Origin of the sequence: Streptosporangium sp. NPDC050855 (genome assembly GCF_044456585.1) — a bacterium.
Taxonomy (GTDB): Bacteria; Actinomycetota; Actinomycetes; order Streptosporangiales; family Streptosporangiaceae; genus Streptosporangium; species Streptosporangium longisporum.
In genome coordinates this window covers 1-12,014 of the sequence record NZ_JBITFY010000041.1, presented here as the reverse complement: position 1 = coordinate 12,014, position 12,014 = coordinate 1, and the positions used below count along the sequence as shown (strand labels likewise).

Sequence of the window (12,014 nt, the reverse complement as noted above, 5' to 3'; positions counted from 1 at the left end):
GGTGCTCCCGTCCCCGTGCGTCGATCACCCGGCTTTCACCCGTACGGACGGCGAAGGTTCGCGGTACGGAATGTGACCTACGTCACATGTTCTTGTGCGGGCGGGTCTCCGGGCGCGCGCAGGCGGCGGGCGCGGGATTCGAGATAGCGGCGTTCGGCGAGGCTGGCGGTGCCGCGCGCGGCCCTGCCGTAGTGCTCACGGGCGGACGCGAGGTCGCCCGTCTTCTCCAGCAGGTGGGCGCGGACGGCGTGCAGGCGGTGGTGGCCGGCCATCCGGTCGTCGCCGTCGAGGGTGGCCAGCAGGCCGAGCCCGGCCTCGGGCCCCTCGATCTCGGCCATCGCGATCGCCCGGTTGAGCGTGACCATCGGGTTGGGCGCGACCCGTTCGAGGATCCGGTACAGGACGTGGACCTGCCTCCAGTCGGTGTCCTCGGCCCGCTCCGCGCTCGCGTGGGTCGCCGCGATGGCCGCCTGCAGCCGGTACGGCCCGAGAGGGGGCCGCGCCATCGCCCCGGTGACGAGGCCGACGCGGGAGTCGACGCCCATACTCATCGAGCCCGGACCCATCGCCTCGGTGACGAGGGCGACGCCCTCGGCGATCAGGTCGCCGTCCCAGAGGGTGCGGTCCTGGTCGGCCAGGGGGACCAGGTCCCCCGTGGGGGTGACGCGCGCCGCGCGGCGCGCGTCCGTCAGGAGCATGAGGGCCAGCAGCCCGGCCACCTCGCCGTCCTCGGGCAGCCGCCGGTGGACCATGCGGGTCAGGCGGACGGCCTCGTGGGACAGGTCGGTGCGGTGCAGGTCGCCGCCCGAGGTGGCGGTGTACCCCTCGTTGAAGATGAGGTACAGCACGTGCAGCACGACGTCCAGCCGCTCCTGCCACTCGTGCGGCGCGGGCATGGCGAACCGGCTCCCCGCGGCCCTGACCCGCTGCTTGGCCCGGCTGATGCGGGCGGCCATGGTGGCCTCGGGGACGAGGAACGCGTGGGCGATCTCGGCGGTGGTCAGGCCCCCCACGGCCCGCAGGGTGAGGGCCGTCTGGGACGCCGGGGTCAGCGACGCGTGACAGCACAGGAACAGCAGCGTCAGCGTGTCGTCGACGTCCGGGACCTCGGGCTCGGTCTCCTGCACGACGACCCTGATCTCCCGGGCCCTGCGGGCGCTGTCGCTGCGGGCCTGGTCGACCAGCCTGCGCGAGGCGATGGTGACCAGCCAGCCGCGAGGGTTGTCCGGGACGCCCTCGGCGGGCCACTGGACCGCCGCGGCCAGGACGGCCTCCTGCACGGCGTCCTCGCACTCCTCGAACCGGCCGTGGCGGCGCACGAGCACGCCCAGGACCTGCGGCGCCAGCTCGCGCAGCAGGTCCTCGGTCGCGTGTTCGCCGGCCGTCACACGTCCAGCCGCCCCGCGGAGAACATGACCGGCCGCACCTCGATGCCCATCCCCTCGACCTCGGCGTCGGGGATCAGGGCGGCCAGTTCGAGCGCGCGCTCCCTGCTCTCGCAGTCGATCAGGTAGAAGCCGCCGAGGTACTCCTTGGCCTCCAGGTAGGGCCCGTCGGTGACCACCGGCCGGCCGCCGCGGACCCGCACCACGGCGCTCTGCGACGGGTCGGCCAGCCCCTGCGTCATGATCATTTCACCGGACGCGGTGACCGTCTCCATGAACGTGGAGTGGCCGTTCATGACCTCGTTGCGCTCGTCCTCGGTCAGGGACTCCCAGACCGCCGGGTTCATGTGCATGTTCAGTACGAACTTCATCTCGTCTCTCCCGTCGTCCCGGACCCCGGTGGGTCCTTCCACCGGATGGTCGGAGCCGGCGCCCCCGTCTTGACATCGGCCGGGCGTGCTTCGGGACGAGATCCTCCACCCGATGCCGCGGCACCCCGTCACCGCCATGACATCACGTCACCGCCGGGGCATCACGTCACCGCCAGGGCATTCCGGAGCCGTGCCCCGGACGGGGATCGTACGACGGCCCGCCGCACGGTCGTGTTGATGACCGCGGGGCGATCGGGCAGTGTGTCGGCATGATCGAACGTGTTCCGGACTGCCTCGAGGTCCGTGTCACCGCCGCGAGCCGTCAGGAGGCCGACCTGATCTGCGCGGCGGTGGTGGAGCGCCGGTTGTCGGCCGACTGCCAGATCATCGCGCCGGTCGAGTCCGCCTACTGGTGGGCCGGGGAGGTCCAGCGCTCCGGCGAGTGGCTGCTGCTCATGAAGACGACCACCGGGCGGTTCGAGGACCTGGCCCGGTGCGTGCGGGAGCTGCACTCCTACGAGGTGCCGCAGATCGTCGCCGTCGCGCTCGTGGCCGGTACGGCCGACTACCTGGAGTGGATCAGACGGGAGACGGCCCCGCGGCCCGGCGCGTAGCGGCTTCGCCGGGCGGTCCCGGAGGTGTGACCCGGCGCGCGGCGTCACCGTCGGGCGGTTCCGGAGGCGTGTTCAGGCGCGCGGTGCCGCCGTCGGGCGGTCCCGGAGGCGTGGCCGGTGCGGGCCGTCCGAGACCGGTGAGGGCCGTGAGGGCGGAGGCGGTCTCCGCGTCGGCCGGCAGGAACGCCTCCATCCGCAGCTCGGCGACGGTGACGTCGACCGCGGTCCCGAAGTGGGTCAGCGTGGTCAGCAGCCGCAGCTCGCCGCCGCCGAGGCGGAGCCGCAGCGGGACGGCGAAGCCGAGGTGATCCGGTCCGGGGTGGCGGGGTCGCTCCGGGACCAGCGCGGTGAGCTCGGTGAGCAGCTCCGAGAGCCGGTCGCGGGGATTGCGCACCGCCTCCAGCCGCAGGTGGTCGATCACGTGCCAGGCCCACACGTCCAGGTTGACGATCCGCGGCGCCATGCCCCGGGGGTCCAGGAACAGGCGGGGGACGCTGAGGGGCGGCGCGAGCAGCGGGGGCGCCACCCCCTCGGTCAGCGCCCAGAACGCGTCGTTGGCCGAGACGAGGTCGCTGTGCCGGTCGACGATCACCGCCGGGTACGGCTGGTGCCCCCGCAGGACGCCCTCCAGCGCGGTGCGGACCGGCCGGAGCACGGGATCGCCGAGCCGGGTCTCCGGGTAGGCGGGCGCGTAGCCCGCGGCCAGCAGCAGCGCGTTCCGCTCCCGGAGCGGGATCTCCAGCGACTCGGCCAGCCGTACGACCATGGCCCTGCCGGGCAGCGACCGGCCGCTCTCGATGAAGCTGACGTGCCGCTGCGTGGTCCCGGCCCGCAGGGCGAGGTCCAGCTGGCTGACGCCGCGGCGCCCGCGCCACTCGCGCAGGACGCCGGCGAGCCCGTCGCGTTCCGAGGTACCGGTCACCGCACCCTGTCTAACGCAGCGGACGGCGTACGGCCATTCCCCGGAGGGAATTGCCGGGCCGTCGTGCCGCGCCCAGGATCGGCGGTGTCCACGAACACGTCACCCCGAGGGAAGAACGATGATCGACGTTCAGGAGCTGGTCGGCCGCTACGTGGCGGTCTGGAACGAACCCGACCCCGGGCTGCGCCGCGAGGCCGTCGCCGGGCTGTGGGCGAAGGACGGCGTCCAGAGACTCCAGCCTCCGCAGGAGATCCGGGACGCCGCCGGGGCGCTGGGCCTCACCGCCGTCCTTGAGGCGCGCGGGCACGAGGAGCTGGAGGTCAGGGTGACCCGCTCGTACGAGGAGTTCGTCGCGCCCGGGGCGTTCCGCTTCAGGCCGAGGGGCGGCGCCGGCCGTGTCGGCGACATGGTCACGTTCGCCTGGGAGATGGTGCCCACGGACGGTGGTGAGCCGGCGGGCGCCGGCCTGGAGGTCCTCGTCCTCGACGAGGACGGCCGGATCCTGACCGACCACCAGTTCATCGAGGCGTGAGCCCCCGATGTCGGGTGAACCGGCCGCCCGCGGGGTGATCATGCGCTCCTACCGGCTGGAGGGACCCGGGTCCGCCGGCGGGATCGTGCCGCGTGAGGAACCGGTACCGACGCCGAAACCGACCGACGTCCTCGTCCGCGTCCGCGCGGTCTCGCTCAACCGGCGCGACGCGCTCATCCTGCGGCGGTGCTACGCCCTGCCGTCGGTGCCCGGCGTCGTCCCGGTCAGCGACGGGGCAGGGAAGGTCGTCGCCGTCGGCGAGAAGGTGACGCGTTTCGCGGTGGGCGACCGGGTCGTCAGCGCCTACTGGCCCCGGTGGCACGACGGCAGGCTGAGGCCCGAGCTCCTCGACCAGTTCGGCTGCACCCTGGACGGCATGCCGGCCGAGTACGCCCTCCTCTCCGGCCCGGGCACACCGTTCTCTCTCCTCGCCCGCCCCGAGACCGGTGAGGACGAGTGACGCGGATCAGGTCCGTGAACCGTGAAAGCGAATCGGAGGATCGGACGACAAGAAGCGACCGTCGATCGTCGCGGAAGGATGACCATGCCGGGGAGACCATCGTGAGCGCATGAGGACGATCATCGCCCGCGGGACCGTCACCGGGCGCAGACCCGCCCGGACCGTCTGACGCAGGCGGTACTTCGTCGAGAATGTATTCATCGCCACCGGGACCCCGACGAAGGCGGAGGAGGCCATGGCCCTGCGGTTCGAGCATCGCGGCACCGAGATCGACGCGAGCGTCGTCGACCGCGTATGGCGCACCCGCAGCGACGTCGAGGGCACGATGACGTCCGCGGCGCGCACCTGCCCGCATGTGATCCTCTCGCGGACGCGGGGACGCCTGTTCGTCGGCCTCCGCGGGCCGGAGACGAGGGCGACCACCGCACCGGTCCCGCCGGACACCGAGTTCCTCGGGATCCGATTCGCACTCGGCGCGGTCCTTAGGCCGCATCCCGCGGCCTCGATCACCGACGGGTACGTGCCGTTCCCGGTGACCGGCTCGGGCAGAGTCGTCATCGGCGGCGAGGAGTGGGAGGCACCGACGTACGAGAACGTCGAGCACTTCGTCCGGCGACTGCAGGACGCGGGTCTGCTGGTGCGGTCGCGCCTCGGGGACGAGCAGCACGTCGCCGGGCGTCCCGGGGCCGGCCCGACCAGACGTACCCTTCAGCGTCGCCACCGGGCGATCACCGGGCTGTCGCAGACCGCCGTGACGCAGATCGACCGCGCGAACGCCGCCGCCATGATGCTGGGCGACGGCCACGACTGGCACAGGGTCGTCGAGACGCTCGGGTACTTCGACCAGGCCCACCTCGCACACGCGCTGCGTCGCTACGTCGGGTGCACCGCGCGCGAGCTGCAGGCGGGCGACCATGCCGCGATGTCGTTCCTGTACAAGAGGCACCCCGGGCCCGGCAGCTAGTGTCCGCCTGCGGGCCGCCCCCCGGCCCGCCGTCCGTGACCCGAATCCGGTTGGAGAACCGTGCTGCTCAGCGTCAACACCTTCGTCAGTCTCGACAACGTCTGCAAGGACCCGGAGCCCCCGACGAGGACCGCTCCGACGGCTTCGACCGCGGCGGGTGGCTCGTCCCGTACGCCTCGGCGCACACCACCGAGGTCGTCGAGGGCTGGTTCCGTGAGGCCGACGCGTTCCTCTTCGGCCGCACGAGCTTCGGCCTGCTCGGCGGGTACTGGTCGAAGGTCACCGATCCCGACGACCTGATCGCCACGAAACTCAACACGCTGCCGAAGTACGTCGTCAGTTCGACGCTGACCGACGAGGAGGCCGACTGGAGCCCGACGACGGTCCTGCGCGGTGACCTGGTCGACGAGGTACGCCGCCTCAAGGAGCTCCCCGGCAGGGAGCTCCAGGTTCACGGAAGCTGGCAGCTCGTGCAGGCGCTGCACCGGGCAGGACTCGTCGACGTCCACCGGCTGCTCCAGTACCCGGTCGTCGTCGGGACGGGGAAGCGCCTGTTCCCGGACGGATCGACGCCCGCGACGTTCGCGACCGTCGAGGAGAGGTCGCGCGTGCTGCCCGGCGGCGTCGTCTCGCTGACGCTCGACCCCGTGAGCCGCGGCGCGCTCTCCGCGGGCGCGTACACCGTGGACGAGGGACGCTCGGCGACGGTCCTCGGCTGATACCGATCCCCGATCGGCACCGCGAGATCGAGCACGTCGACCGGTACACCGGTACACCGGCAGGGGGTCACCACGCCACCGGGCCGGCGTCGTCGAAGAAGCCACCGGTGGGACCGTCGGCCCCGAGGGTCGCCAGCCGTACGACGACGGCCGCGCCCTGGGCGGCGGTGCGCCGGACGGGGAACCCGGTCGGCCTGGTGAGGTCGGTGTCGCACCCGCCGGGGTCGGCGGCGTTGACGAGCACACCGGCCTCGCGGAGGTCCTTGGCGTACTGCACGGTCAGGGCGTTGAGCGCGGTCTTGGAGGTGGCGTACGCGGCCGATCCCGGCAGCCAGGCCATCGATCCGCCGGGAGCGTGGGCGGTCAGCGAGCCGACGCCGCTGGAGACGTTGACGATCCGCGGCGCGGGAGAGCGCGACAGCAGGGGCAGCAACGCGTCGGTCACCGTGATCACGCCGAAGACGTTGGTGTCGAACACCGCCCGCACCGTGTCCAGGTCGGCGCTGCCGGGTGACTGACCGGCGAGGCTCCCGGCGACACCGGCGTTGTTGACCAGGATGTCGAGACGGCCGAAACGCCGCTCGATCAGCGCCGCGGCGGCCGTGACCGTGTCCGGGAGGGTGACGTCGAGCGTGACCGGGTGGGCGTCGCCACCGGTGGCGCGCAACGTCCCGGCCGCCTCCCGGCCCCGGTCCGGGTCCCGGGCCGCGACCAGAACGGTCGTCCCCAGCGCGGCGAGCCGGGCGGCCGTCTCGTACCCGATGCCCTTGTTCGCGCCGGTGATCAGAGCGATCTTCGAAATGGAGCCGGTGGTGTCCGTCATGGTCAGACCTCACCACGGGCGGCCACGGAAGACCATGATCGATCCGGTCATGAGCTATACCGTGGGTGTATGGACGGGTTGGAGGCTCGCGAGCTGGCCTACTTCGTGGCGGTCGCCGAGGAGCTGAACTTCAGCCGGGCGGCACAGCGCCTCGGCATCGCGCAGCCGCCCCTCTCTCGGGCCGTCAAGCAGCTCGAACGCCGCCTGGGCGTCGTACTGCTGGAGCGGACCAGCAGGAAGGTCGCGCTCACCGCGGCGGGACAGGTACTGCTCGACGAGGGCAGGCGGGCCCTGGAGGGGCTGTCGGCGGCCGCTCGCCGCGCCCAGCGGGCAGGTGGCCCCGCCCCTCGGCTGACCCTGGTGATGAAGGCCGTCGGCGACGGCGGCATGCTGCCGGCCATCCTGGCCGCCTACGCGAAGGAACCGGACGCGACAGAGGTCGAGGTGCTGTTCTGCGGCTTCGGCGAACAGGCGGACCTGCTGCGGAGCGGGTCCGCCGACGTCGGGCTGCTGCACGGCCGGCCGGACCTGACCGGACTCGACTCCGAGGACCTGCTGGTCGAACGCCAGGTCGCGGTGATGCCGGTACGGCACCGGCTGGCCGGACGGGCGGCGGTGACCCTGACGGACCTGGACGGCGAGGTGACGCCGCGCTGGGCGGGCCTGCCCCAGGGCGGTGACGGTCCCGAGGTGCGTGACGCCGGGCAGCTGATGCAGCTGATCGCCATGGGGCGGACCGTCGCCGTCCTGCCGGAGTCCGCCCGCGCCTACGCCGGTGGCGACGTGGTGTGCGTGCCCGTGCTCGACGCGCCGCCGACGACGATGCTGCTCGCGTGGCCGGAACAGAGCCGTTCCCCGGCGCTCGCCGCCTTCGTCAGGGCGGCGACCGGCGCCGTCGCCCTGCGGACACCGGACGTCCGCCCGCTCGGCTCGGAGCGCTGACCGGCGATCGCGTACCGGAAGGCTCTGACGCATCTGGTCGCCGAGCTGCAAGGAAGCGCCTGGAGCACCCGTGGACTCTCCTTGATCGGCCTTCTGGGGCGCTGACACGTACGGCGTGAAGTGCCCGTGTCACCCGCATGGCTCCTCGTGGCCCCATCGACGCTCCCCGGGCCGGGGAACGAAGTTCCGGACCGTCGACCGCCCTGGCCCTGGTTCTGGCCCTGGCTCTGGCCCTGGCTCTGGCTCTGGCTCTGGCTCTGAAAGGGGATCAGCCCTCCTCAGGCGATCGCCAGGGCAGCACCTTCGCGTCGGGGTAGAGCAGCGAGATCCGATCCAGCACCTCCTGCATGGTCGTCTCCACGTCCCACCACGTGCTGTCCAAGGCACATATCGTCAGATCGACGATCGATCCGTCCGCGTCGTGAGCGGTCAGCTCGCCGTCGATGAGCTGAGCATCATTTCCGAACATCGCGATGAGTTGCCCGGTTTCCATGAGACGGCCCTCTGCGGCTTCGATGATCTCCTCATAGCGAGGGCTGAGCAGTTCGTCCACCACCAGCCGCCACCGGTAGCCCTCGATCATCGAACCTAAAGATGTGAGAAGGTCCGCAAGGGTGAGACGCCCCTCGTCGCGCCGGCACTGAAAGGTCAGACCGCACCGGCCACCGTACGGGGTGAGTGCCGAACCCCGGCTGGAGACGACGGAGCGGGTGTTACGGGCCGTGGCCGCCGAGATCGCCTGGAGCACGATCACCGGCGCCGTGCTGCGCCGGGACCTGATCCGCGGCGGCACCACAGCGTGGTGATCGCGTACCGTCGGCCGTGTGCCGGAGCAGCTCTCCACCGGCCGTCCGAGATACTCGATCCCGACCTGGTCCGCCACGCGAGTGACCTGCGTAGCGTGACGGCGACGGTGAGGCCGAAGCACTACCGCAGGACGTCGCCACGGTGCGGTACTCGTTGCTCGAGCGGACCACCCTGTGAAGAACCCATTCGAAAGGATCCCCGCTCCCATGACAGAGCGCCAGGCACTTCCGTACGACACGACCGACACCGTCTCCGCGTTCGGATTGGCCCTGCACCACGTCCAGCTGGCGATCCCGCCGGGCAGTGAGGACGAGTGCCGCGAGTTCTACGTCGATGTGCTCGGCATGACCGAGGTACGAAAGCCACCGGTGCTCGCCGCGCGAGGTGGACTCTGGGTGCGGGCGGACCGGTTGGAGATCCATCTCGGCGTCGAAGAGGACTTCCGGCCGGCGCGCAAGGCGCATCCGGGCATCCTGGTGACGGACCTGGACGGCCTCGCCGAACGTCTCACCGACAAGGGAGTGGAGATCACCTGGGATGACGATTTCCCCGGTCATCGCCGCTTCTACGTGTTCGACGTGCTCGGCAACCGGCTTGAATTCCTCGGTCGGGAGAAGGAATGAACCGGTCGGACCCGTCGGTCATGGGAAGCGGGGCAGGGCCAGGCGGTCACGGTGGAGCGCCCTGCGGACGAACGACCTTGACCGCCCGGTCCTGGTTCGCTCGGCCTCGACTCTCAGGGGACGGCGACCAGCCGGCAAGTTCGCGGCTGCCCGGACAATTTCGACCGTGTGGGTCCGGTCGAAACGATGTCACGTCGTCGATGCCCCACTGAGCGCGACGACGAGACTGGCGGTCGCGAGCATGAACGCAGCCGATGTTCCGACGTATCGCTCCGGCTTGCTCCGGGACACCGCATTGGGGATGACACTGAGCGCAGCGAACCCGAACACCGCCCAGGTGCCGACAGCTGCGACGGGCTCTGCCACTACGTCGATCCAGCCGGCGCGGTCCAGGACAACGCCTGCGAACGCGACATAGAGCACCAGCGCGATACCGCTGCCGACCCGCAGCGGTCCCGGGAGGACCCGATGCTGCCCACCCCATGCAAGGCTCCCCCATGGCGCGCCGCACACGAGCGCTAGTTGTAAGCCCGACAGCAGGACGAGGACGACGACGAAGAGGACGACCAGGACAGGCACCAGTTCGTTCATGAGATCGTCCTCCCGGGGGCGAGGTACATCGCTGGAGAGTTACGATATGTCGCGTTGCATTCTGGGTCAAGATATATCGCGTTCACTATGCTCGCCACATGGCCGGCGCGTTGATGCAGGACGCGAGCAGCCGGACGTGAGCAGCCGGATGGGGGCCGCCCTCTGGGGCGACGCGTAAGAACTGCAACCCTGGCAAGGTCAGAAGATCAAAAAGGCCCTCTCCCCGTACTCGGGAGAGGGCCTCTGACCTGCGGAGGCTCGGGGATTTGAACCCCGGATGGGCGGTAAACCCAAACCGCGCTAGCAGCTCTGATCTTGCCCGTCCCGATCGGTCCAACCTGGACCAATGGGCACCGCCGGCCCCACATCGGTAGCGGCCTGGAGGATCTCCTCGGCCGAACCCGCAGCGATCCAGCGGACGAAAAGGTAGTGTTCGGGCAGGAACGTGGTACCGGCGGGATGGTCGCCGAGAACAAGGGCCTTGCCTGGCCCGACATCGATCAAACCGATGTAGCCGTCAACCTCGCAGGCTCGGCCGTAGTCTCCCTCATCGTCGGGGTGATCCTCCGGTACACCGTTCCAGTACCGGCAGGCCGACTCCGGAACAACGATGTGCGGCCCGCCCAGCGTGGTGACCCAGAACGGATCTCCATCGCCCGACTGCTCCATGCACGAAGGGGACATGATGGTCAGAGTACGGCGAGAAGCCGACAGAAGGGTGCAGCTAACCTTCTAACCCGTAGGTCCCCGAACGGCGTACAGGACCGCTCAGAGCCGTCCGCCGCGCTGCTCGTCGGGACTTTCAGCGCACAAGAACTGGCGCATCCGCACCTGGGCGAACGAGAACAAGGTCAAGCTGCTGTTCACCCCGACCTATGCCTCCTGGGCCAACCCGATCGAGGCGCACTTCGGCCCGCTGCGCCAGTTCACCCTGGCCAACTCCGACCACCCCAACCACACCGTCCAGACCCGGGCCCTGCACGCCTACCTGCGCTGGCGCAACGCCCACACCCGCCACCCCGCCCTCTTGGCGGCTCAACGTCGCGAACGCGCCCGCATCCGCAGCGAGAAAGGCATCCGCTGGGGCGGCCGACCACTTGCGCCCACAGGGTGAGCCCCACCCGCTCGTTGCGCCACGTCGACGAAAAGGACAGCTCGCATCCCATGCAGATCCTGCAGGCCAATCGCGCTCTGCTGAGCCGGCTGCTGCCGGGCGTCGAAGCGGAGCATCTCACCGTCCGTCAAGGGCAATTCCATCAGGTGGTGATCGGCTCAGACCGTGTCGTGTGCCTGCCTCGCACCGAGGCCGCTGCCGCCCGGTTACCGCACAGGGCCGCCGTCTTGCGCCTGCTCGCCGGGTTCGATCTCGGCTTCCGCACGCCTCGGCCACTGCTGGAGGGCGGCGCTCAGGGCACGGACAAGCTGTCGTTCCTGGTCCTCAGCCGCGTTCCCGGAGACCCGCTGGAGGCCGACGCACTCGAAGATCCCCAGATCGCCGAGGCCGCGGCTGCGCAGTACGTCACCCTGCTGACCGAGCTGGCCCGGATCGGCCAGCAGGAGAAGGTGCGAGCGGCCCTACCGGCACCACGAGATCGGTGGCGGCGGTTCGCAGCGGACGTCCGCGCCGAGTTGTTCGAGTTCATGTCCGATGCCGGACGCCGGCGAGCCGAGCGAGAACTCACTGCGCTCGACGGCCTTCCCCAGGTGAACGCAGCGGTGGTGCACGGTGACCTCGGTGCCGAGAACGTCCTATGGGAGTGCCATGACGGACTGCCAATCCTCAGCGGGGTGATCGATTGGGATGAGGTGACGATCGGTGATCCCGCCGAGGACCTTGCGGCCATCGACGCCAGCTACGGCAGCGACTTCCTGAATCAGGTCCTCGCGCTGGGCGGCTGGTCAGACAGCACGATCACCACCCGCATCGCCGTCATCCGCACGACCTTCGCCCTGCAGCAGGCCCTGTCCGCACACCGGGACGGCGACGAAGAACAGTTGGCCGACGGTCTGACCGGCTACCGCTGAACTCACTCCCACCGTGATCGTCGTCCACCCTCATCGCCGGTGTTGACCCAACCGGCAAGCGATCCCTGAAAACGTGTCAGGCCATCGGCCTCTCCAACGGCACTCATGTCCACAACTCGGTGATCGTTTCCGGTCACAGCACTAGTGTCCTGCGCCGCAAATTCAAAGGGTAACTATTTCTATGATGGTTGGCTGGGCGGGTTGATCTTGGCGAGGTAGTCGGCGAGGGACTTGAG

16 protein-coding genes and 1 pseudogene are annotated in these 12,014 nt (G+C 70.4%); 10 read left to right on the top strand and 7 right to left on the bottom strand.

Annotation, left to right across the window (positions count from 1 at the left end; genetic code table 11):
• Window positions 1-77 precede the first annotated feature (77 nt).
• Together ACIBCT_RS39655 and ACIBCT_RS39650 are read right to left on the bottom strand one after the other, a co-directional pair.
• On the bottom strand, window positions 78-1,388 hold the full coding sequence (locus ACIBCT_RS39655) for an RNA polymerase sigma factor (RefSeq protein ID WP_399197200.1): 1,311 nt from the start codon (window positions 1,386-1,388) through the stop codon (window positions 78-80).
• On the bottom strand, window positions 1,385-1,756 hold the full coding sequence (locus tag ACIBCT_RS39650) for a YciI family protein (RefSeq protein WP_399197199.1): 372 nt from the start codon (window positions 1,754-1,756) through the stop codon (window positions 1,385-1,387). The genes ACIBCT_RS39655 and ACIBCT_RS39650 overlap by 4 nt, the downstream gene beginning before the upstream one ends.
• A gap of 269 nt (window positions 1,757-2,025) precedes the next feature.
• On the opposite strand from ACIBCT_RS39650, the gene cutA reads away from it, so the two are divergent.
• On the top strand, window positions 2,026-2,370 hold the full coding sequence (gene cutA, locus ACIBCT_RS39645; protein WP_399197198.1) for a divalent-cation tolerance protein CutA: 345 nt from the start codon (window positions 2,026-2,028) through the stop codon (window positions 2,368-2,370).
• On the opposite strand, the gene ACIBCT_RS39640 is transcribed toward cutA, so the two are convergent.
• The gene (locus tag ACIBCT_RS39640; RefSeq protein WP_399197197.1) at window positions 2,336-3,292 is read right to left on the bottom strand and encodes a helix-turn-helix domain-containing protein; all 957 of its coding nucleotides are present in this window, start codon (window positions 3,290-3,292) and stop codon (window positions 2,336-2,338) included. The two genes, cutA and ACIBCT_RS39640, sit on opposite strands and share 35 nt — an antisense overlap.
• Window positions 3,293-3,410: 118 nt before the next feature.
• Here ACIBCT_RS39640 and ACIBCT_RS39635 point away from each other — a divergent pair, with 118 nt between their 5' ends.
• The 4 genes from ACIBCT_RS39635 to ACIBCT_RS39620 all read left to right on the top strand — a co-directional run bounded on the left by ACIBCT_RS39635 (window position 3,411) and on the right by ACIBCT_RS39620 (window position 5,967).
• A complete protein-coding gene (locus ACIBCT_RS39635; protein ID WP_399197196.1) occupies window positions 3,411-3,824 on the top strand; it encodes a hypothetical protein in 414 nt (137 codons plus the stop codon).
• Window positions 3,825-3,831: 7 nt separating this feature from the next.
• The gene (locus ACIBCT_RS39630; RefSeq protein WP_399197195.1) at window positions 3,832-4,284 is read left to right on the top strand and encodes an alcohol dehydrogenase catalytic domain-containing protein; all 453 of its coding nucleotides are present in this window, start codon (window positions 3,832-3,834) and stop codon (window positions 4,282-4,284) included.
• Window positions 4,285-4,519: 235 nt separating this feature from the next.
• Window positions 4,520-5,248, top strand: a complete 729-nt coding sequence (locus ACIBCT_RS39625) for a hypothetical protein (RefSeq protein WP_399197194.1) — start codon at window positions 4,520-4,522, stop codon at window positions 5,246-5,248.
• A gap of 50 nt (window positions 5,249-5,298) precedes the next feature.
• On the top strand, window positions 5,299-5,967 hold the full coding sequence (locus tag ACIBCT_RS39620) for a dihydrofolate reductase family protein (protein ID WP_399197193.1): 669 nt from the start codon (window positions 5,299-5,301) through the stop codon (window positions 5,965-5,967).
• Between the two features lie 67 nt (window positions 5,968-6,034).
• Here the strand turns inward: ACIBCT_RS39620 and ACIBCT_RS39615 are convergent, their stop codons facing one another.
• On the bottom strand, window positions 6,035-6,790 hold the full coding sequence (locus ACIBCT_RS39615) for an SDR family oxidoreductase (protein WP_399197192.1): 756 nt from the start codon (window positions 6,788-6,790) through the stop codon (window positions 6,035-6,037).
• Window positions 6,791-6,859: 69 nt separating this feature from the next.
• Between ACIBCT_RS39615 and ACIBCT_RS39610 the strand changes: the two genes are divergently transcribed.
• Window positions 6,860-7,732 (top strand): LysR family transcriptional regulator, encoded by an 873-nt coding sequence (locus ACIBCT_RS39610; protein WP_399197191.1) that lies wholly within the window; start codon window positions 6,860-6,862, stop codon window positions 7,730-7,732.
• Between the two features lie 268 nt (window positions 7,733-8,000).
• Here the strand turns inward: ACIBCT_RS39610 and ACIBCT_RS39605 are convergent, their stop codons facing one another.
• Window positions 8,001-8,315, bottom strand: a complete 315-nt coding sequence (locus tag ACIBCT_RS39605) for a hypothetical protein (protein ID WP_399197190.1) — start codon at window positions 8,313-8,315, stop codon at window positions 8,001-8,003.
• 91 nt (window positions 8,316-8,406) lie between these two features.
• On the opposite strand from ACIBCT_RS39605, the gene ACIBCT_RS39600 reads away from it, so the two are divergent.
• Both ACIBCT_RS39600 and ACIBCT_RS39595 read left to right on the top strand, forming a co-directional pair.
• On the top strand, window positions 8,407-8,538 hold the full coding sequence (locus tag ACIBCT_RS39600; RefSeq protein ID WP_399197189.1) for a hypothetical protein: 132 nt from the start codon (window positions 8,407-8,409) through the stop codon (window positions 8,536-8,538).
• Window positions 8,539-8,745: 207 nt separating this feature from the next.
• Window positions 8,746-9,162, top strand: coding sequence for a VOC family protein (locus tag ACIBCT_RS39595; protein WP_399197188.1), 417 nt, complete (start codon window positions 8,746-8,748; stop codon window positions 9,160-9,162).
• A gap of 189 nt (window positions 9,163-9,351) precedes the next feature.
• Here ACIBCT_RS39595 and ACIBCT_RS39590 read toward each other — a convergent pair whose 3' ends face one another.
• Together ACIBCT_RS39590 and ACIBCT_RS39585 are read right to left on the bottom strand one after the other, a co-directional pair.
• Entirely contained in the window at window positions 9,352-9,753 is a 402-nt protein-coding gene (locus ACIBCT_RS39590) for a hypothetical protein (RefSeq protein WP_399197187.1), read from the bottom strand.
• Window positions 9,754-10,053: 300 nt separating this feature from the next.
• On the bottom strand, window positions 10,054-10,422 hold the full coding sequence (locus tag ACIBCT_RS39585; RefSeq protein ID WP_399197186.1) for an Imm21 family immunity protein: 369 nt from the start codon (window positions 10,420-10,422) through the stop codon (window positions 10,054-10,056).
• Between the two features lie 39 nt (window positions 10,423-10,461).
• Between ACIBCT_RS39585 and ACIBCT_RS39580 the strand changes: the two are divergent.
• Both ACIBCT_RS39580 and vph read left to right on the top strand, forming a co-directional pair.
• A pseudogene (locus ACIBCT_RS39580) lies at window positions 10,462-10,867 on the top strand (transposase); the annotation flags it as partial.
• A gap of 50 nt (window positions 10,868-10,917) precedes the next feature.
• Window positions 10,918-11,778 carry a viomycin phosphotransferase gene (vph, locus tag ACIBCT_RS39575; protein ID WP_399197184.1) on the top strand — a complete coding sequence of 287 codons (861 nt, stop codon included), beginning with the start codon at window positions 10,918-10,920 and terminating at the stop codon, window positions 11,776-11,778.
• Window positions 11,779-12,014 lie beyond the last annotated feature (236 nt).

Coding starts and splice junctions, on each gene's coding strand:
- ACIBCT_RS39595 (WP_399197188.1), top strand. CDS start 8,746: ATGACAGAGCGCCAGGCACTTCCGTACGACACGACCGACACCGTCTCC.
- ACIBCT_RS39635 (WP_399197196.1), top strand. CDS start 3,411: ATGATCGACGTTCAGGAGCTGGTCGGCCGCTACGTGGCGGTCTGGAAC.
- ACIBCT_RS39630 (WP_399197195.1), top strand. CDS start 3,832: ATGTCGGGTGAACCGGCCGCCCGCGGGGTGATCATGCGCTCCTACCGG.
- vph (WP_399197184.1), top strand. CDS start 10,918: ATGCAGATCCTGCAGGCCAATCGCGCTCTGCTGAGCCGGCTGCTGCCG.
- ACIBCT_RS39610 (WP_399197191.1), top strand. CDS start 6,860: ATGGACGGGTTGGAGGCTCGCGAGCTGGCCTACTTCGTGGCGGTCGCC.
- ACIBCT_RS39590 (WP_399197187.1), bottom strand. CDS start 9,753: ATGAACGAACTGGTGCCTGTCCTGGTCGTCCTCTTCGTCGTCGTCCTC.
- ACIBCT_RS39605 (WP_399197190.1), bottom strand. CDS start 8,315: ATGATCGAGGGCTACCGGTGGCGGCTGGTGGTGGACGAACTGCTCAGC.
- ACIBCT_RS39650 (WP_399197199.1), bottom strand. CDS start 1,756: ATGAAGTTCGTACTGAACATGCACATGAACCCGGCGGTCTGGGAGTCC.
- ACIBCT_RS39625 (WP_399197194.1), top strand. CDS start 4,520: ATGGCCCTGCGGTTCGAGCATCGCGGCACCGAGATCGACGCGAGCGTC.
- ACIBCT_RS39585 (WP_399197186.1), bottom strand. CDS start 10,422: ATGGAGCAGTCGGGCGATGGAGATCCGTTCTGGGTCACCACGCTGGGC.
- ACIBCT_RS39615 (WP_399197192.1), bottom strand. CDS start 6,790: ATGACGGACACCACCGGCTCCATTTCGAAGATCGCTCTGATCACCGGC.
- cutA (WP_399197198.1), top strand. CDS start 2,026: ATGATCGAACGTGTTCCGGACTGCCTCGAGGTCCGTGTCACCGCCGCG.